11 protein-coding genes are annotated in these 19964 nt (G+C 58.1%); 2 read left to right on the top strand and 9 right to left on the bottom strand.

Annotated elements, in window-relative coordinates:
* Positions 1-414: 414 nt before the first annotated feature.
* The 8 genes from QJ48_RS30165 to QJ48_RS30130 form a co-directional block, all read right to left on the bottom strand.
* Positions 415-1734, bottom strand: a complete 1320-nt coding sequence (locus QJ48_RS30165) for a DUF5689 domain-containing protein (RefSeq protein WP_054977056.1) — start codon at positions 1732-1734, stop codon at positions 415-417.
* 478 nt (positions 1735-2212) lie between these two features.
* Complete coding sequence (locus tag QJ48_RS30160; RefSeq protein ID WP_054977055.1) at positions 2213-2425, bottom strand: hypothetical protein; 213 nt, start codon at positions 2423-2425, stop codon at positions 2213-2215.
* Positions 2426-2568: 143 nt separating this feature from the next.
* On the bottom strand, positions 2569-2964 hold the full coding sequence (locus QJ48_RS30155) for a DUF3139 domain-containing protein (protein WP_054977054.1): 396 nt from the start codon (positions 2962-2964) through the stop codon (positions 2569-2571).
* A 108-nt stretch (positions 2965-3072) separates the two neighbouring features.
* Positions 3073-4689: an extracellular solute-binding protein gene (locus tag QJ48_RS30150; RefSeq protein WP_063858202.1), complete on the bottom strand. Its 1617-nt coding sequence runs from the start codon at positions 4687-4689 to the stop codon at positions 3073-3075.
* Positions 4690-4726: 37 nt separating this feature from the next.
* The gene (locus QJ48_RS30145) at positions 4727-5596 is read right to left on the bottom strand and encodes a carbohydrate ABC transporter permease (RefSeq protein WP_054977053.1); all 870 of its coding nucleotides are present in this window, start codon (positions 5594-5596) and stop codon (positions 4727-4729) included.
* 37 nt (positions 5597-5633) lie between these two features.
* Positions 5634-6593 carry a sugar ABC transporter permease gene (locus QJ48_RS30140; protein WP_054977052.1) on the bottom strand — a complete coding sequence of 320 codons (960 nt, stop codon included), beginning with the start codon at positions 6591-6593 and terminating at the stop codon, positions 5634-5636.
* 189 nt (positions 6594-6782) lie between these two features.
* On the bottom strand, positions 6783-9002 hold the full coding sequence (locus QJ48_RS30135) for a helix-turn-helix domain-containing protein (RefSeq protein ID WP_054977051.1): 2220 nt from the start codon (positions 9000-9002) through the stop codon (positions 6783-6785).
* An 82-nt stretch (positions 9003-9084) separates the two neighbouring features.
* A complete protein-coding gene (locus QJ48_RS30130; protein WP_054977050.1) occupies positions 9085-10086 on the bottom strand; it encodes a LacI family DNA-binding transcriptional regulator in 1002 nt (333 codons plus the stop codon).
* Positions 10087-10261: 175 nt separating this feature from the next.
* Between QJ48_RS30130 and QJ48_RS30125 the strand changes: the two genes are divergently transcribed.
* Positions 10262-10885, top strand: a complete 624-nt coding sequence (locus QJ48_RS30125; protein WP_054977049.1) for a glycoside hydrolase N-terminal domain-containing protein — start codon at positions 10262-10264, stop codon at positions 10883-10885.
* A 78-nt stretch (positions 10886-10963) separates the two neighbouring features.
* Positions 10964-12676, top strand: a complete 1713-nt coding sequence (locus QJ48_RS30120) for a glycosyl hydrolase family 95 catalytic domain-containing protein (protein WP_054977048.1) — start codon at positions 10964-10966, stop codon at positions 12674-12676.
* Between the two features lie 94 nt (positions 12677-12770).
* Here QJ48_RS30120 and QJ48_RS30115 read toward each other — a convergent pair whose 3' ends face one another.
* On the bottom strand, positions 12771-19874 hold the full coding sequence (locus QJ48_RS30115; protein WP_054977047.1) for a discoidin domain-containing protein: 7104 nt from the start codon (positions 19872-19874) through the stop codon (positions 12771-12773).
* Positions 19875-19964 lie beyond the last annotated feature (90 nt).

Genomic DNA, 19964 nt, shown 5'->3' with positions numbered 1-19964 from the left:
TACAGGCATCGGTAGGCTCCAGTCATTTTGTTCCTCTTCTTTTCGTCTGACATCTCTAAGAGCTAGTACGACAGCTTTGCCAGGAGTCTCGCAGGTTCAATTCTATAACGACCCAAATCGTGAGCGCTGTGCATCAATAACGTCACAATGAAAGCCGGAAAGTCCATCTCCGGGTGATTGATGAAACCCTGCTGCGCGTAGAACTCCTCGGCATACGCTGGTTGGATATATCCCTCCACCCGCTCTTGAAACCTGTGAATTTGATTCGAATTAGCGGTATTTTCACAGGTTTCAAAGGCGGACGTAAACTCTTACGGGATATACCCCACCTCTATTTATATGAGATTTTCTACTTCTAAGGCTTCTCAACCATCTCGTGGGATTATTATCATCCCCTGCTTTTGTAGGTGAGGATTATGGAGAAACGACAACGTCAGCCGTTTTGCGCGGGACCAATTGGTAGCTGTTGTATTGGCTCAATACGCCCGTTACATCGTACCATACGCCGGTTTGCAGCGTCGGGTAAATGTTCGTGGCTTGCATGACGCGCAGCAGAATCGAGTTGTTGTTCGCGTCAACCGCCGTGATGTTGTAGCCGCCGCCGGCCGGATTGGTCGGCAGGCTGTTGATTTTTACCTTGACCGTCTTCACCAGCGTGCTTTCGAGCGGCTCGGCCGCAGAGGCTTGCGTCAATTCCGGAACGGTTTTGGTCACAGCTGCCGGCATCGGAGCCGTACCCGTTTTCGTAACGGTAGCCGCCGAAGTCGGGATGATCTCCGTCAGCCCGTTGTATACCGTGATCGTACCGGTTACGCGCACTTTGTCGCCTTCCGCCAGGTTGATATAGCCCGTCGGATTGGCGGCGAATACGTTGATTCCGCCTGTGGCATCTTGGATGTAAGTCGAGATTTTGCCGCCGCCGATCGCAGAGTTGTTGGCAAGAACCGTGCCTTCAACCGTAACGACTTGACCTGTCAAATTTTTAGCCGTAGCAATAGGCTTCGTGGCCGGTACCGGAGCAGGAGGCTGGGACGCCAGCAGCGAAACGTCGGCAGGCTTGCGCGGAACGAGCTGGTAGCTGTTGTACTCGCCGAGAATCGCTGTCACTTCATACCATTTGTTGGCCTGCAGGCCGGAGAAAATGCCTGTGTCGTTCATGACGCGCAGGGTGGACGAATTGTAGTTGTTGTCATAGATCGTAATATTGTAACCGCCGCCGGCTTGGACGGTCGGCAGTGCGCCGATATAGACTTGATTCACTTTAACCAGCTTGCCTTCAAGCGGCTCGGCTTGAGCGCCGTTATTCAAAGTGGAGAACGGAATCACCTGCGGAGCGGGTACCTGATTGCCTGTGCTTACGCGGGTAATGGTCGTCGGGACGATTTCCGTCAACCCTTGGTACGTGGTGATTTGGCCGGTGACTTGAATTTTCTCGCCTTCGACCAGCTGCGGGAGGAACGGAGTTACGTCTTGTGCGAATACGTTGATACCGCCTGTAGCATCTTGGATAAACGTAGACAGCTTGCCTCCGCCGATTGCGGTGTTGTTGGCGGTAACGATCCCTTCGACGGTAACGGTCGAACCGATTTGCGATTTGGCCGACGCGATGGTGACGACGGCGGCATGCGCTTTTTGGATACCGATCGTTCCCAGCGGAAGCTGGCTGACCGTCGTTGTAAGTGCGAAAGCGGCGGAAGCGAGTACCAATTTGCTCAGCAATTTGTTCATTTTCATAATCGATTTCCTCCCGGGTAATGGAATGGATGAAACGCTTGAAACGCTGTCGCTGCATGGCTGCAAGATGGTCGTCTACCGTTCTGACTGACCGGAGGCACAGGCGCCCGAATGTCGGCTCTCGGGCAATTCCATCGTCACGTTCCTCGCAAGGCAGATGCGCTTTCCTTTCCGTCGGTTTCGCCTCGCCCCTTCCGCTAATCGTCACAGAGGCTCGCTGCCGAACGCTTGTCCCACCTCCCGGTATCCATCGGAAAACCGCCGCCCGCAGGCAGCCCGGTACAGCCGGAAACGACAAAAAAGTCCCGGGTCGCGCCAGTAATTCATGGCCGTCCCGAAGACTTTGTCGCACCATCGTTTTCCGATATTCGATCTGTTTTTACTGTACCAAGCCATTGTCATCGCAATGTTTTGCCCATGTGAATAATTCGTGAAGCTGCGCGAACGCGCCCGGCTGCTGTCGAACGGCGAAGCCCGGTTAACGCATCTCCCAAGCGTGAGAAGCTTCGCGCTTGTGCTGCGGCATCAAATCGAACGGCAGCAGCACGTCCTTCTTGCACTGCGGGCACACCGCCTGCACGCCCGTCCCGTTCAGCCGGGCCAGCAAAATCCGGGTGCGGATTCTCAGCGTCCCGTCCCCCAGCTCATCCACCATAACCCGATTGCACTTGTGACAATTGATCAATACCATTGCTCAGGTTCCTCCTCTCGTCATCCTCCTTCGCCGAGCCATGCTGTCCGATTGTTTGTCCGGAGTCCCCTTCATCATGACATATTTGATGTTAATTAATTCTAAATTTTACAGATAGCCCGCGAGATGCATAGGTTTACCGTTTAAGGAACCGGCGAAAAGCGATGCTTGTGCTTAAAGGGGTCGTCCGGTTTGCTTGCGCCTTCGGCTAAAATATGCGTGAGGACGAATACTTCCTTGGCGTTTTTATCGTAAACATAAACGACATCCGGCTCGTCTTTGTAAGTCACCTTTACATAATAATCTTTTACTTTGACATCGTAGTGTCCCGAGATTTGTTGAACGGACGCTTGAGACAATTGCTCCTTCGAAGAAAGCTCTTGCAAAAATTGCTGCCGGATATTGAGCCTTTCCGCTCCCTCCCCTTGCGAATTAAGCGCGTCGGCAGCACGCCGACCCAGGTAATCATACATAAACAAGATGAGAATTACGGTCGCAATGGATACGCACATGGCGGTAATCAATGCTTTAGGTTTCATAAGAACATACCACCTATATAGCTTGGTTACACTTATCATACTGTATTTTCCTGTAAAATGGTAGACAAAAAGACCCCAGGAGCATCCTCCCAAGGCCCATCGCGCAGATTACTTAAACTCGTACAGCTTATCCTTCAGCAGCGCCGTGTCTTTGTTCTCCGCATACCACTTGGCATACCAGTCGTCGACCTGCTTGCCTCCGGCCTGCTCCCACGTGCTCTTCGCTTCCGCCATCGCTTGCTCCGGCGTATACGAAGGGCCGCTGACAATGGCCTTGATCCACAGATCGTTGATGATCTTGTCCGTGTTCGTCGAGATGAGCTGCAGGTCCTGCGGCAGCGTCGGCATATGCTCCGGGTTCGTGATGTCGGCGATCGGACGCTCCGGCGTCAAGTATGCCTCATCGGCCATTTTTAACAGGTCGTAATATTCCTTCTCGGTCTTGTTGTCCAGATTCAGCGTTTCCGCGTATTTGCCGCACTTCCCTTCCAGCACCGGGGAGTACAGCATCCGGTAGTCGCTCGCATAAGTCACTTCCTTCGCCTTGTCCTTGTCGACAAAAGCGGGACAGCCGTTCTTGCCCGTCGTATAGTGCGTGCCTTCGATGCCGTAGCCCAGCGTCTTCCCGGCTTGCTCGGAGGAGATGAAGTCGACGTATTTCATGATCGCCTCGGGGTTTTTGGCCTGCGCATTCACCATCGCGGTGAGCTGCACCGGGTTGTTGATGATCGGGCTGAACTGGCCGTATGGCCCTTTCGGCAGCGGAATGACGATCACCTCGGCGGACGGGTTGTTTTTCTTCAGCGATTCGTATACCTGCAGCCATCCGGGACCGCCTGTTTGTCCGCCCCACATGCCGAGCTTCCCGTTCACCCAGTCCTGCTGCGCCTTCTGTCCGGCTTTATCCGTCAAATAATCCTTATCGACGATGCCTTCGTCATAGAGCCGCTTCTTGAACGCCGTCGCCGCCTTGGCCCGCTCCCAGTCATGGATAAGCTTGCCGTCCTCCACGACCCATTTCGAGTTCTGGAACATCGCATTCAGCACCTGATTCGTAATATAGGCAAGCGACGTGCCGTACGTGTCGGCTTTCCCGTTGCCATCCGGGTCTTTCTCCTTGAACGCCTTGAGCACCTCGAACAGCTCGTCGGTCGTCTTCGGCACCGGCAGGTTCAGCTTCTTCAGCCAGTCCGCGCGCATATAGAGCGCGTGGTTCGTCTGCAGGCCGTTGACTTTGCCGAACGCATACATTTTGCCGTCGGGCATCTTCGCCACCGTCTTGAGCACCGGATACTTTTCGAGCAGCGCCTTGTACGTCGTGCTGTACTTCTCGATCATCTCGTCCACGGGCATCAGCTGCTTCTGCGCATACAGCTGGCTCCGCAGCACGGAGGAAAACTCGAACACCAGGTCCGGCGCGCTGCCCGACACGAACAGCGTCGTCAGCTTCTGCGTCGCTTCGTTGCGCGGAATGGCGACGAACGTGACGTTGGCCGGACCGTTCGTATTGATCCAATCGGTCCAACGGTTTTTCTCAATCGTGCCCTCGTTCTGGGGAACGGCCCCCCGGTCGTAAATCGTCGCGGACAGCTCCGGCTTCTTGCCGTTCCCGGCCCCTCCGCTTCCTCCGGCTCCCGGCGAGGCGCAGCCTGCCACGACAACCGTCGCCGCCAATCCGAACGCCATGCCGGCGCTCCACCGCTTCTTCCCTCTGCGTGTACTCATTTTGCCAGCCCCCTTTTCGTATTTTCCCTCCGTACCGCTAGCCTTTCACCGCGCCGATCATGACGCCCTTGATAAAATACTTTTGCATAAACGGATACACCAGCAGCAATGGCAGCACCATGACGACGATGCCGGCCGTTTTGATCCCCTCCGGGGTGATAAAAGCCTGCATGTCGCTGGCGTTCATCTCCTGCATCAGCGACTGGCTTTGGATCATCTGCTGCACCAGCACCGTCAGATTGAACTTGCTCGTCTGGTTGATATACATCAGTACCTGGAAGAATGAGTTCCAATACCCGACCGCATAAAAAATCGACAGCGTCGCGATCACCGGCACGGACAGCGGCAGCACAATCCGCAGCAAATAGCGCCATTCCCCGCAGCCGTCCATCCGGGCCGCATCGTCCAGTTCTTCGGGAATGCCTTCGAAATACGTCCGCATGATCAGCATGTTGAACGTGCTGACCAGACCCGGCAGCCAGATCGCGCCGTACGTATTGATCAGACCGAGCTGCTTCAGCAGCAGGTAGCCCGGGATCAGGCCTCCGCTGAACAGCATCGTGAACACGATCGCCAGCGTCCAAAACCGCCGCATGTAAAAATAACGCCGGGACAGCGGATAAGCGGCCATCGTCGTGAAGATCATGCTCAGCGCGACGCCGACGACGGTCAGCTCGACGCTGTTTGTGAAAGCGCTCACGATTTTCGAGCCGCGAAGCAGCAGGCCGTACGATTCCAGCGTCCAGCCTTGCGGCCACAAGGTCACAGCGCCGGACATAACGGCATGCGGGTCGCTGAGCGACACCGACACGATATGCAGCAGCGGCAGCAGACAGCTCAAGCCGGCAATCAACAGCAGCAGCGCGTTGACGGCCAGGAACCATTTTTCTCCGGTCGCAGGTTTCATCGCCTTACAGCCTCCTCCATCTAAAATACAGTTGCCGTTACCATAGTCCCCGGTTAAACCGCCGGGCAATCGCATTCGAAGTGACCACCAGCATCAGCCCGACCGCCGATTCGAACAAGCCCATCGCGCTCGTCAGGCTGAACTCGCCCTTCTGAATGCCGAGCGTATAAATATACGTGCTGATGACTTCGGATACATCGGCGACGACGGAGTTTTGCAGCGTGTACACGGGGTCGAACCCGACCTCCATCACCTTGCCCATCGCCAAAATCAGCATCAGCACCACGGTCGGCGAGATGCCGGGCAGCGTCACGTGCCAGATGCGCCGCCATTTGCTTGCGCCGTCGATGCTGGCCGCTTCGTACAGGCTCGGGTCGATCGTGGACAGTGCCGCCAAATAAATGATCGCGCTGAAGCCCGCTTCTTTCCAAATGCCCGAGCCGATGAAGATCGCCACCCATGACGTCTCGTTGTACAAGAAAGGAAACGGCTGCCCGAACCACTGGGCGATCCAATGGTTGATCACGCCCGACTGCTGGGAGAACACCGTCACGATGATGCCGCCCACGATGACCCACGATAAGAAGTGCGGCAAAAAGACGAGCGTCTGCACCGACTTTTTGAACCACGTCTTCTTCACTTCGTTCAGCATAATCGCCAGCAGGATCGGGAACGGAAACCCGGCCACAATATGAAGCAGGCTGAGCATCAACGTATTGCGGATAATGAGCAGCGACTTCGGATTGTTGAACAGCAGCTGGAAGTTTTTCAGCCCGACCCACGGGCTTCCCCAGATACCGTCGGCGAAATTGTAGCTTTTGAAAGCGATAACAACTCCGGCCATCGGAATGTACTTGAACACCACGTAGAACGCAACGACCGGGAGAAACATAAGGAGAAGCGGGACATTGCGTCTGAACGTTCGGCTGCGCTGCAGCCGTGCGACCTGCTTGCTGCGTTCCAGCGAGATCGGCGCGGGATGCGTAGACTGTTCCATCGATTCACCTCGGCTTTCGTGTAGTGAAACGAATGTACCCCGGCCGGGCGCTGCGGCACAATGGACAGTATTCTTCGAGGTTGCGTTTTTCCGCCGAACGGGCGAAAACGCGCGGTGCTGCCGATGCTTCGGGGATTGGGACATTTTTCCGTGCAGCGGTCATTTTTCTGTTTCGACGCCGTTGGCCCACTATTTCTTGCGGAATTCCCCGGGCGTCACGCCGGTTGCTTTCTTGAACACGCGCAAAAACGACCGGACGCTCGGATACCCGACCCGGACCCCGATATCCTGCACCGTCTCTTCCGATTCCGTCAGCAGCCGCTTCGCCTCCCGGATCCGCAGCTCCGATACGTAATCGAGGAAATTCACGCCGAATTCCTCCTTGAAGATTTGGCTCAAGTATTTCGGACTGACGTTCAATTCGCTTCCCAAAAAGGTCAGGGACAAATTCGGGTTCGCATACTGCTCGTGAATGCAGTCCTTCATCCGCAGCATGACCGTATGGTTCGTGCGCACCGTTCTCATCGCCTCCATCCGCCGGGCGCTTGCGCTCAAAATGGCGGCGAACCTTTCCCGCCATTCGTCCAGCGTATCCGACTGCTCCATCACCCGGTGCAGCTCCGGCAGCGTATCGTCGTTCCACAGCCGGCCGAATTCCGGCGGAAGCTCCGTCATTTCGCGCTGCAGATGATGGATCAGCGAATGCAGAACGGCCAACGCGTCGTCTGCGGAAAACACCCCTTCCTTCAGTTCGGCGAACAGCCGGTTCATTTCCGCTTCCCATCCGGCTTCCCCGGCACGGAACCGCTGCGCGATCGCACGCATGAGCTGCAAATGCTTGTACACCTCGCCCTGCGACTTCGCCCGAATGCTTGCAGCATTGATAATCCGGTTGCTTCCGAACGCGGATTTGTATTTCAGCGCCTCCAGCGCTTCGGCGTGCGAGCCCGGAAGCTCGTCCAGCCGCAGCGCCGGCGTACCGAGCCCCACCGTAACCGTAAACGACAAATGCCGGTTCGTCCACAGCTTCACGTTCTCGAACATGCGCACGGCAGCTCCCATATCCTCCGCCTCCGGGGGCAGATGCAGCAGGACGCTCAGCTCCCGGTTCGAGGTCCATTCCATCCACGCCGGAAGACCGGATTGCTGGGCAATTTCGGCGATGACGCTGCTCAGCGCGAATTTAAGCAAATATTGATCGCGCTGGCTGTACCGGCTGCACAGCTCGGCGTATTTGTCGATCTCGACCACGGCCATCGCCAAGCCCGCGATTCGCTCCGGCATGCCGAAGCGGCGCATTTCCGCCTGAAACCGCTCGTCCGTCACCGGGCTGCCGCCTTCCAGCAGCTCGAGAAAAAAGTTGCGCTTGCGAAAAATAAGGTCCTCCTCATGCAGCTTCCGGTAACTGATCGTCCGTTCCACCAGATCGTCAAGCGCCGTCTCGATGAACCGGAACTCATCTTGGTCCGCCCGGCCGCCGACAGCAAAAGCGCTGTTCCGCTGCAAGGCGTAAGCATCGATCCGATCCAGAATGGAGCGGATCGGCCGGTAATTGCGGCGGGTGACGAGCACGATCCAGACGGCCCCGGCCGCGACCAGCCCCACATGGAGCAGAGACCACAGCGACGTATACGAAAACCCGGCAAACGCCGAACGGTTCCCCTGCAGGCCGCTTTCGACGGTCCACCCCGTATACTCCGACGTGACCGAGGTCAACACCGCCGCCCCATCCCCCTGGGAAGACGCCAATGTCTGGCCGCCTCCGTCCAGCAAACGGACGAAGCTGACATCGGACTCGGTCATTTCTTTGATAGCGCTTGCAATAGCGGACGTGCGGACATTGACGACGACGATTCCCTGCTCGCCGCCGAGCAGCGGCACCTGGCGCACTTGCGACACGACGGTGACCGGCTGTCCCTGATCGTCGAACTCCCTGTACGACCGGGCGTCCGTCCAGCGGCTACCGCCGGTCCCGTTCAACGCTTCCCGGATGAATTCCCGGTCCCCGAACTGCTCGATGCCCGCCATCAGATGCGGACTAAGCACCGTCCGGTCGGAGGCGCGCACCAAATAAATCGAATCGATAAACGGCGTGTTGACGATGATCTCCCGCAGCTTGCCGGACGTTTCGTACAGGTCCAGCGCCGTTCGCTCCGACTCCCGGCTTTTGTAGAATTTGGCCAGTTTCTCGTTCGTCTGAATCTCCTTGATCAGCTGCCGGTCGACCGTCCGCATCGTCTGGTCCACGAGCTGCATTACATGCTGTGCAAACACCTGATTGGCGCGGACGGCTTCCTTCTTGGCCAGCTCGCCCGCGGAAAAGACGGAGAGAAGAATCAAGGCGGCGGCCACCGCCAAAAACACGGGCAAATACGACAGCAGCAGCCGTTGAAACCAGTTTCTGCGCAAGGGTCACAGCTCCTTCCCCGGATGAACTTGAACTGCGGTGCGGTTATCGCGGCATGTTCGGTGGACGCGCCTTGCCGTCCGATTACAACCGCTGGGTCGAACGGCGGACGTTCAGCTTGCCCGGCAGCACGATTTCCTGCGCGCCAAGCTCCGGGTCCCGCCACTGCCGGAACAACAGCTCCACAGCTATGCTCCCCATCAGCTTGCCCGACTGATTGACCGACGTAAAAAAGTCGGCATACCCTTCCGGCAGCGCCGCATACGTGTCGTCGAACGTGACGACGCTGAGCTCCTCGGGTATGCGCAGCTGAAGCTCGTTCGCCACTCCGATCAGCACCCCCAAGTGCCCGGGATCGGCTGCATAGACCGCCGTCGGCCGATCCTCGCTCCGCAGCAGGGTGCGCAGCTCCGCCTCGAACGAAACGCCGCTCTCAACCAGCACCTCATAGCTTGGCGGCAGCTGGAGCTCCTGCTCCATCAGCGCGAAGCGGTAGCCCTTGACCCGCTCCCGGTGCGTATAATGCCGGTTCGGCGAAAGCAGGGCGATGCGCCGGTGGCCGAGCGAGAGCAGGTGGTTCATCAGCGCGACGGAGCCCATGAAGTTGTCTCCGCGTACCAAATGCGCCTCCACACCTTCCAGCTTCTGGTCGACGAGCACCATCGGAATACCGCTTGCCGCCAGCAGCTCCGCGTGCTCGCGGTTCTTCTGATCGCCGCTGAGCACGATGATTCCTTCCACGCCGCGGTTTATCATCTTCGTCGTTAACGCGACCTCCCGGCCCCCGAAGGAGTTGCCGATCAGAATCATATAATCCTGCTCGAACGCTTTCTCCTCGGCTCCGGCCATAATATCGACGCCGAACGAATGGCTCGCAATGTGCTTGCCGAACGGCAGGATCAAGCCGATCGTCGCGCTGCCTTCCGGCGAGCGCTTCAGCTCCTCTGCGTGAAAATGCAGCTCGCGCATCGCCTCCTGCACCTTCTGCCGGGCCGCGGGCGATACGGTGCCGGTGTTGTTAATGACCCGGGACACGGTCGATTTGGATACGCCCGCCCGTTTGGCTACCTCGTCCAATCTGGACATGGTTCTTCCCCCTCTGCTGGACTCTATTTCGTAAATTACGCAGTTGCGCGTTTTATCGCTTTCGTTGTATTATAGCATAAAAAATTAAGAAACGTTGCAGAAATGTTTCATAAGCAATTCATTTTTGCATCATCCGTATCCCTGTTCCATCGAGCCCAAAGGAGGACGAACGACGATGAACACAAGCCCAACCCGGCTTCACCCGGATGGTACCGCTTACCGAAAGCATGTGATGACCATGGCCAAACCGGCCGTCCGCTGGCAGGACGGGCTGCCGTCCGGCAACGGAACGCTGGGCGCGCTCGTGTACGGCAATATTCAGGAGGACACGATTCTCGTCAACCACGAAGCGTTATGGTACGGGGCCAGGACGAAGGAGCTGCCGGACCTGTCCGTTCACCTGCCGGAGCTGCGGGCGCTGCTCGATGCGGGACGCTATGCGGAAGCGAACCGACTGTACCCCGGCCTGATGCGCGAAGCCGGCTACATCGCGAACACCGCCATGTTCCAACCCGGCTTCGACCTGAAGCTGTTCCTGGAGCCCGCGGAAGGGTTCAAGGCCTACGAACGGATGCTCGATATGGAGACGGGCGAGATTGCCGTCGGCTGGAACGACGGCGACGTCCGTTTCACGAAGCGGCTGTTCGTCTCGCGCACCGACGAAGCGGTCGTGCTGTCCGTGCGCAGCTCGGCGGCGGGCAGGCTCCGGGCGGCGCTGGAGCTGACCGTGCACGACCCGGAGGCGGCGGCGGAGCGCGGATTCTCGCACGACCGGTTCGTGCGGGACGATGTGCTGTGAGCGATCGGCAAGCATGCCGAGGCGAAGCACCCTTACGGCGCTGCCGCCCGGGTCGTCGTTCACGGCGGACGCCGCTATGTGCGGGAGCAGCGGCTGCACGTGGAGGACGCCGACGCGGTTACGGTGCTGCTTCGCATCGATCCGAAGCTCGGCGGACCGGGCGCGCTGGACCCGCTCCTACGCGGGTTGGACGGGCTGCCGGCGGACTACGCGCTGCTGTTCGAGCGCCATGCGGCCGAGCACCGGGCGCTGTTTCTGCGCGCCGAGCTGGATTTGCGCGCGTCCGAAGGCGCGGACGCCGGCAACGAGCAGCTGCTGCTCGACGCCTACAGCGGCATCGTCCCGACGGCGCTTATCGAGCGCATGTACGACTACGGCCGTTACCTGCTGCTCTCCAGCTCCAGACCCGGCGGGCTGCCGGCCAATCTGCAAGGCGTCTGGAACGGCGATTACGCGCCGGCGTGGAGCAGCGCTTTTTTCAACAACGAGAATATCCAGATGAACTATTGGCAGGCACTGCCGGGCCATATGGCGGAGGCGGCGCTGCCGTTCTTCGACTTCTTCGAGTCGCTGCTGGACGACATGCGGACGAACGCCCGCAAGTGGTACGGATGCCGGGGCATTCTCAGCCCGCTGTTCGCTTCCCCGGACTCCGGCTTGAAGAAAAACCTGCAGCCCCACGTCGTCTATTTTTCCGCCGGCGCGGGCTGGCTGGCGCAGCATTTTTACGATTACTGGCTGTTTACCGGAGACCGGGCGTTTCTGGAGCGGCGGGCCGTGCCGTTTCTGAAGGAGTGCGCTTTGTTCTATGAGGACTTCTTTGTGGAAGATGAGAACGGGCGTTACAAGTCCTACCCGTCCAATTCGCCGGAAAACTTCGCCAACGGCGCGTTCGAGGGCAGCGGCACGGTGGCGGTCTGCATCAACGCGACGATGGATTTTGCCGTCGCCAAGGAAGTGCTGACGCATCTGTGCGAAGCGTGCGAGGAGCTTGGGATCGAAGCGGAATCGCTGCCGAAATGGCGGGCGATGCTGGGCAAGCTTCCGGCGTATCAGGTGAACGGAGAAGGCGCGCTCAAGGAATGGATGCATCCGGACTTCGCGGACAATTACCGCCACCGCCATTTGTCCCATCTGTACCCGCTGTTTCCGGGATACGAAATTACGCAAGGAAGCGAGCCGGAGCTGTTCGAGGCGTGCCGGACGGCGGTGGAGAAGCGGCTGGTGATCGGGCTTCAGGACCAAACCGGGTGGTCGCTCGCCCATATGGCCAATCTGTACGCGCGTCTCGGGGACGGGAACCGGGCGCTGGAATGTCTTGAGCTCTTGAGCCGTTCCTGCCTCGGCGACAATCTGTTCACGTACCACAACGATTGGCGGCGGCAGGGGATCAGCGTCGCAGGCAAGCGCGCGCCGTTCCAAATCGACGCGAATTTCGGCTGGAGCGCCGCCATGCAGGAGATGCTGCTCTTCTCCGCCCCCGGCGTCATCAAGCTGCTGCCCGCGCTGCCGGATGCGTGGCGCGAAGGCCGGTTCCGGGGGCTCCGCTGCCGGGGAGGCGCGGAGGTATCGATGGCTTGGGGATTGGCGGAAGGAACCGCCGAGGTATCCTTCGTCTCCGCACGGACCCAGACGGTGGAGGTGGAGTTTCCCTTTGCGCTGCAAGAGGCGACAAGCGATGATGCCGAAGCTGCAGTCAGCTTGCCCGAAGTACCGGACAAAGCAGCCCGTCACCGCCTCGTGCATTTGCCTGCGGGACGGACAGTGACGCTCAAGCTAAGGTTTGTTTAAAAACGCAAGTACCGGAGCTGCCGTCCAAAAGCTTCGGCTTCCCCGGTACTTGCATTTTCAACGAATTACGTCTCCGTGCTGCAGGAGAAGCGGCTCATCGGTCCAAAATGCGGATGACGAACGTCTTCTCGCTGTAATTTCCCGCGCGGTCGAACGATTTCACGACCAACGCGTAATCTCCGGCCGGAAGCGTATAAGGATTAAGGACAAAGGAGGTGCCCCTCACGCGCCCGTTAAAGGTTACCGTGGACTGCGATACTCCGCTCAGCGCGTCGCTGATGTGAAGCGTCACCCTCACCCGCTCGGACCGGTTGAACGAAAGCGGGGTGACGAGCTCGATCTTCGGCGGCGTGTAGTCCAGCGTAACGACCGCCGTCTTGACACTCTCCTTATTGCCGGCAGCGTCTATGCTGTAGTAGCGGATCGTGTTGATGCCCTCCTGCGCCACGGGAACGACGCTTCCCTCCGCCTCTTCCATCTTGCTGTCGCCATACACGTTGGTGGTTACGGTGTAATCGCCGTACACGTTCCCATACACGTTGTTGGCAATGCTGTAATTGCCGTATACGTTCCCGTACACATTCGTGGTAACCGTATAGGCGCCATACACATGGCCGTAGACGTTATTGGTGACACTGACATTGCCTCCGGGTCCGCTGCCGGGAACGCCGTTGTTCACGCTGTACACGGTTTTCGCGACTCCGCTTAAGTTATCGGATGCCCGCAATTGGACCAGCTGCGGCATGTTCTTCCACCCTCTGGGTACGTTAGCGACGGTTACAGGCGCTTTTTTGTCGATGCCGATCACCGTCCGCTTCGTGCGTTCCACGTTTCCGGATTTGTCCTCGGAATAATATTGCAGCGTGTGAACTCCCTCGTCGGCGATATACACGGCTCCCGTAACGGTTTTCCAAGCGTTGTTGTTCAGCTTGTATTTGGTTGTCTTCACCTGGTCGCTAACCACGAAGGTGACGGCTACGGTTTTATTGTTAAACGTCCCTTCCCCGGTCACACCGTCCGTCTCAATGCGTGTAAGCTCCGGACCGGCGTCTCCTTGGCCCGTCGTGATCACGCGGATCGGCTCGCTATAGTCCGAAACGCCGGTCAAGTCAAAGGCTTTCAGGCGATACGTGTACATTTTGTCCGGGGTCAATCGCGAATCGTTGAAGCTTGTTACCCCGCTCGAAACATAGCCGATTCGCCGCCACTGGGCCTCTCCGTTATCCCGCCGTTCGATCGCGTAGCCCAGCGCGTCGTCATCGCTTTCCGACCAGGCCAACTCCACGCCGGTATCGGAGATGCGGTTCGTCGTCACGAATTTCGGTGCTTTCAAAGTGGCCGAAGGCAAGCCGATCAAGGTGTTGACGGCGGCTTTTATCCCGCTTAGATCGTTCGCGATAATATTCACCGCATGATACTCGCCGACAAACGGGGAATTGGCATAGCTGACCGCCGCCTCGCCGGCCGATAAATTGCCGCCTTGCTCGAACAGCAGATACCCTCTGGCCTGATCCAGGAGCAGCACGTTATTCGATGTGTTGCCGATAAGGACAAGATCGGATTCGACCGTTTTCCATTGCGGATATTTGACATACGACGATTTGTATTCCTGCAGCCCGGTCACGGCCCCATTCGGCTCGGCAAGGCCCAGCCGGACTTGGCGTCCCTCGCTGCGGTAATACTGCACAAGACGGTTCGCCTGTTCCACCATGGCAGGGTCGTTGTTCTGCGCTGCCGTCAAGGCGACCGTCAGAGGAACATCCGATCTTTCCGCGAATTCGCGAATGCCTTCCTCCCTATACAATTTTACCGGGGAACGGGGCGTCGGCTCTTGAGCCCCTTGAATGACAATCTGCGTGCCGGAAGACAGCCCGCCGAGCAATTCTTTGACGGTCACCGTATACGTTCCGGGTTGGTCCGAGTCCTTCAAGGGCAGCTTCGCGGTCAGGCCTGTGGCCGAATATACCGTTGCCGTATCCCCGCTTGTCGCATGCCTTACGGTCAATTCGACCGGGATGCCGGTCATCGGGTCCGGATTGCGGACGGAGCAGAAAGCCTCGTAGAATCCGGAAGTGCCTTTGGTTACGGTGACGGAAGGAACCTTCACTTCGGCAGGCGGAAGGGCGTACCATTGGAAGCCTTCATTTTGCAGATCGACATAAGTCGCTTCCTGAACGGTCAGTTTCCTGCCTTTTCGCACATCATAGATCGGGCGCTCCGTATTCCATGTGATCGAGCCCGTTTGTCCGATAAGATGCTGCGATTCGTCAGGCTGATCGTGCTTTTGATTGACGACCGTCACATATTGCGTATCTCCGGAACGGGCCGGTATTGCCCAGATCGTACTGCTGTCGGTGACGGCAACCGGCTGCGCGACCGGCGTCATGGCGCTTTTCAGCTTGGCGATGTTGTCCGCATTCCGCTCCAGCAGCAGATTGGTCTGATCCGTATCGCTTTGCTTCAGATAAGCCCGGACCTGCATGCCGGTCGCCACGGACGGTACGGGGGATACGGATTCGTCATCCTTCAGAATGAGACCTCCCCGGTCTACGAAGCCTTGAAGCTCGCCGGTCATTCCGTCGTACCAGTGCCAGCTGTCGTCGAAGTTGTTCAGTCCTACGAGCAGTATGGCCTTGATCGATGACGACAGCCCTCTCTTCAGCTCTTCCGGCGTGATCACTTTCGACGCCCATCCGGCGGCATGGGTGAAGAACATCGCTTCCGACACTTTTCCTTCGTGGGAGCCGTTGAGCAGATCTTCGTCCGTCGGCTCTTTGCCGACGATGCCCCGCAGCAGGGCTTGCTTGTTGACATACATAATGCCGATCGTCGGCGTCGGCTCGGTCATCGCATAGGCGCCGCCGTATTTACGAATCCAGGAATAGAGCTCTTTCTGTTCCGCGATCATTTGAGGCTTGGCGAGATCGCCCTTATTGTTCGGCAGCACATTCGTGCCGATCGCCTGAATGCCCCGGGTCAAGGCCAGCGCATAAGCTTTTTCCCGGTCCATCTTGCCGAAAAACAAGCTGAAATCGTCGGGTGTCGCCCATGTCGTTTTGTTCGGATAATAGCTGCGCAGACGGTCCAGCAAAGCGACCACATGCATCGGCTTGGAGGTGCTCAATTCGTTCCAGTCATAACCGGTCTGTACCGGCATCCGCTCATGCATCGGCTTCGCGGGAACCGTCCCCCAGGGCCATCCTCCGTGTCCGCCGACGCCGGGCGAGCTTCCGAACGACCCGGTCGTGGTGAGATAGCCGTCATTGACTTCGGAAACCGCTTTGACAAAATACCCGTACTGCTTAAAGGTTTCGTCGTACCGGTCGATGTAGTCGAGAAACGGCTTGGAGGCATTCGCGAAATACTCGTGCGCCTTCGGCTGATACCATCCCTGCACGCTGGGCGCGATCGGCGTCGTAAGCGGTAAGCCCCGCGCCCTCTGGAATGCGGTGTATGCCATTCCCCACGGACGGTTCGGAATCGGAGGCGCCCAGTCCCAATACGGCACATAGTCTGCGTTATCCGCGCCGATGCTAATGCCCGTCATGTTCGGATAAACCTGAAACCGCTGCAGGCTGAGCTGGACGTTCCGGTATAACGGGGCGCGGTAATCGGGCAAATTGTAGGCATAAAACGCCAAATTCGCATTGCGCATATCGATGCCGTTGATGTCCGTGAGCGGAACAAAGCCGAACTGAACGCCCCGTTTTTCAAGCGCCGCCGCCATCTTTTCCTGGCTGACCGGACTGTCCGCGTCGGTAAAGTTGCTGAATTCGAATACGCGGTCATATCCGGTATCGCTGACATAATCGGCATATTCCTCGATGGAACCCAGCGTCTGATACATCGAGGCGACCTTTTTATGCTCGGAATGGTAAAATCCGCCCGAGCTCATGCCGTGCGACATATAAATGAAGTTGATCGTCTCCGGCGATCGGGGAACGTCGACTCCCAGATGGCGGGCGATCGACGAACGATCCGGAACATAGCCGGGCGTGACGGGCTTCGCCTCCGAGAGCGCCGCCGTATCCGCATCCCATACCGCCTGATTCGGGAACGTTTCCGGACGGTCCAACGACTTCACGGTAACGGCAGGCCCGCTCCCGGGAACGTTCAGAGCGAACGCAATCGGGACATCCTTCGGATTGCCGGCTTCGATCGGCTGAAGTCCCGCATCGAATCGGACCGGCCCCCGCCCGTCAACCCACAGCTCGTAAGGCTTGCCTTCTTCATTTTGAGGCAGCAGCAGGGTCAGAGAGTCGTACACATTCGCCCCGCTGTTATAAATCTCCGCCCCATCCGCTTTCAGCACGACGTTTTTAACGGCTCCCGGCTCGGCTCCCGCGATCTTCACCGGAAACGTCCAGAGCTCGTAATCCCAGGCCCACGTCCTGGCCGTCCTGTCGGAGGTGTACATATACGTCTGGCCCCAGCGCCATTGCACCCCGCGTACCCAATGGTTGCCGGGCTGCAGCACGTTGTCGTAGGGTTGCTGCAGAAGCGGCATGCTTTCCGGCTCGCGCTGCAGCAAAATATCCGTTTTGAATTCGGCTGCGTCGGCGAAGGGTTCTATCGTGCTTTTCGTTTGATCCGCTTGGGGGATGTGCAGCGTGATTCTGGGCCAATCCACCGCATCGGGGCCTTCCTTGCGCACGGCGGTTTGGTGGATTTTGGCGCTGCCGTTCGTAAACAAGCCGTTCGGCATGTCGTACCGGACCAATCGGAAGGTCGCCCATTTCAGCGGGAACGTGAAATCGCTCGGCTCCGCCGGACGAATCTTCATTATGTTAGCCATATCCGCTTTGATCTGTCCGGAGGTCAGGGGGGCCGCATAAATGTGCAAGGAATCGATCGAACCCCGGAACCCGTATTGACGCATCGATCTTGTCGCAGGGTCCCAGTGCCACTCCGTGCCCAGCATCATGTTCACGAAGTTCGGCAGCGCATCCGTGAACACCGCAGAGCCGTCGACGACGCCAATGAGCTTGCCGTTCACGTAAAATTTAATGCCGACATGTTTTTCGAAGGTTACGGCGACATGGCACCATTGCCCGGCCACGATCGAATCCGAAGGAAAGGACCAGTCATACCATTTCTCTCCGTAATCCGCCGCAAACCCTAGACGATTCCCGGTCAGTCTCAAATAAAACGTCGATCCCTTCCAGTTGGCGTCACGCTTCGTGACGATAGGCAGATGCCCGTTCAAATCGTCCGGCTTGATCCAGGCGGTAATCGTAAATTTGGAAGAAAGATTGTTCAGCATGCCAGTGGGAGAAGTGGGAGAAGAAACCATAGCCTGATTCGGTCCGGTAAACCGTAGCGCCTTTCCGCCGCCCTCCCGTCCGTCTTCGAAGGAGGCCGGAGAGGTGATGGTGCCGTTCTGTCCAAAACCGCTATCGTCCCGCAGCAGCGTCGGATTCGATGGGTCCGGCTCCATCTCGTACCTGGCTGCCAGAGGCAGCGCGATGACATCCTGCGTGGTTATCGTCAGGGGGACGCTCGGCGGGGACAAATTGCCTGACAAATCTTTGGCGCGTACGGTAAACGTATAGGCCGTTTTGGCAGCGAGATCCTCTGCCTTGTAGCTGGTAGCCGTCGTATAGCCGATCAATGTGGAACCGGCGTAAACATTGTATCCTACCACGGCAACGTTATCGGTTGAGGCTTCCCAGGTAAGATCGACTTCCGTATCGAGTATTTTGGTGGCGGTTAAATGTGAGGGAGTGGTGGGGGGATCGTCGTCGGGAGCCAGGACGCCGTAAAGATGCAGCTCATGGATAGACCACCATAAGCCTGAGGTTTTCGTTAACGAAATTCGGATATATTTGGCGGTTTGCTGCGGAAAACTGATCGTCACGACCGAAGAATTGCCCGTACCCGACGCAACCGGTGCACTCCAATTCACACCGTCGTCGGAAACGGTAACCTCGTATCCGCGAGGGTAATCTCCGGATGAGCCCCCGGCATCGAGCACCAGCTTGTTGTACGTTTTATCCCCCGGTCCCGTATCGATCTGGAACCACGTCCCCGGCGCTTGCGCCGCCCCGCTGGTCCATCGGGAGGACGGGATGCCGTCGATCGCCATGCCCGGCGAGGAAGTGCTGCCGCTCGAAGAAGCCGTCACCTTCCAGAGCGTGCGATCGAGCTTATCCTGCGTGGTCACCGCATAGGGTGCGGACGGTGCGGAAACGTTGCCCGCCGGATCTCTCGCCCGTATCGTAAACGAATAGATGGTTCTCGGAGACAGCCCGGATACCTTATACTCTGTCGACTTTGTGGAACCGACGAAGTCCGGGCCAAGATAAACGTCGTATGCGAAGACAGCCACATTATCCGTAGAGGCATCCCAGGACAACCGGATCTCATGGTCCGTAACGTCGGAATCTCGGATGCCGCCGGGAACAGTCGGAGCTTGGGGATCGGGCTGCATGGCGCCGTACAGATTCAAATCATAGATCGACCACCACAGCCCGGAGCTTTTCGTCAACGTAACCCGGATATATTGGGCGGTTTGCTGCGGAAAATCGATCGTCACGACGGAAGAACTCCCCGTACCCGACGCGATTGGAGCGCTCCAGTTCGCCCCGTCGTCGGACACGCTGATTTTATACCCCCGGGGGTAATCTCCAGTGGAAACTCCGGCATCCAGCACCAGCCTATGATACGTTTTATCCCCTGGACCCGTGTCGATCTGGAACCACATCCCCGAAGCTTGTGCCGCTCCGCTGCTCCATCGGGTGGACAGGCTGCCGTCGACCGCCAAGGTTGGCGGTGCGCCGCCGGCACTGGAAGACGCGGTGACGGTCCAGAGCCCCCGGTCAAGCGCGCCCGGCAGAACGGCTAACGGACTGCTTGGCGGCGATACGTTCCCCAATGCGTCTCTGGCCCGCACCGTAAACGTATAGCTTCCGCCCGGAGTCAGCCCGGTTGCCCAATAGTCGGATGAGCCGCTCGTGCTTCCAATCAACGCATTGCCGTTATAGACGTCGTAACCGATGACCGCACTGCCGGAGGAGGAAGCGGTCCACGCCAAATGAACCGAGGTATCAGTCCGCCAAACGGAGGTCAAATTTGAGGGGGGTGAGAGCGCCTGTGCCTCCACGACCGCAGCAGTTCCCAAGGGGAAAGGGACATGGCCGAACAACAGAAATACCACCAGCCAAAAGCTTGCCAACCCTTTCGTTTTTTTCCCTGTCAAAGCGGATTCCTCCCCATACAAAATTTGCGACATTGACAGCGTTTACAAAACAGGCGGTTTCATCACAAATGTTTTGGGCACCCCCCTTCA

Source organism: Paenibacillus sp. A3, assembly GCF_001399685.1.
Taxonomy (GTDB): domain Bacteria; phylum Bacillota; class Bacilli; order Paenibacillales; family NBRC-103111; genus Paenibacillus_G.
This window is presented reverse-complemented; position numbering and strand designations above follow the sequence as displayed.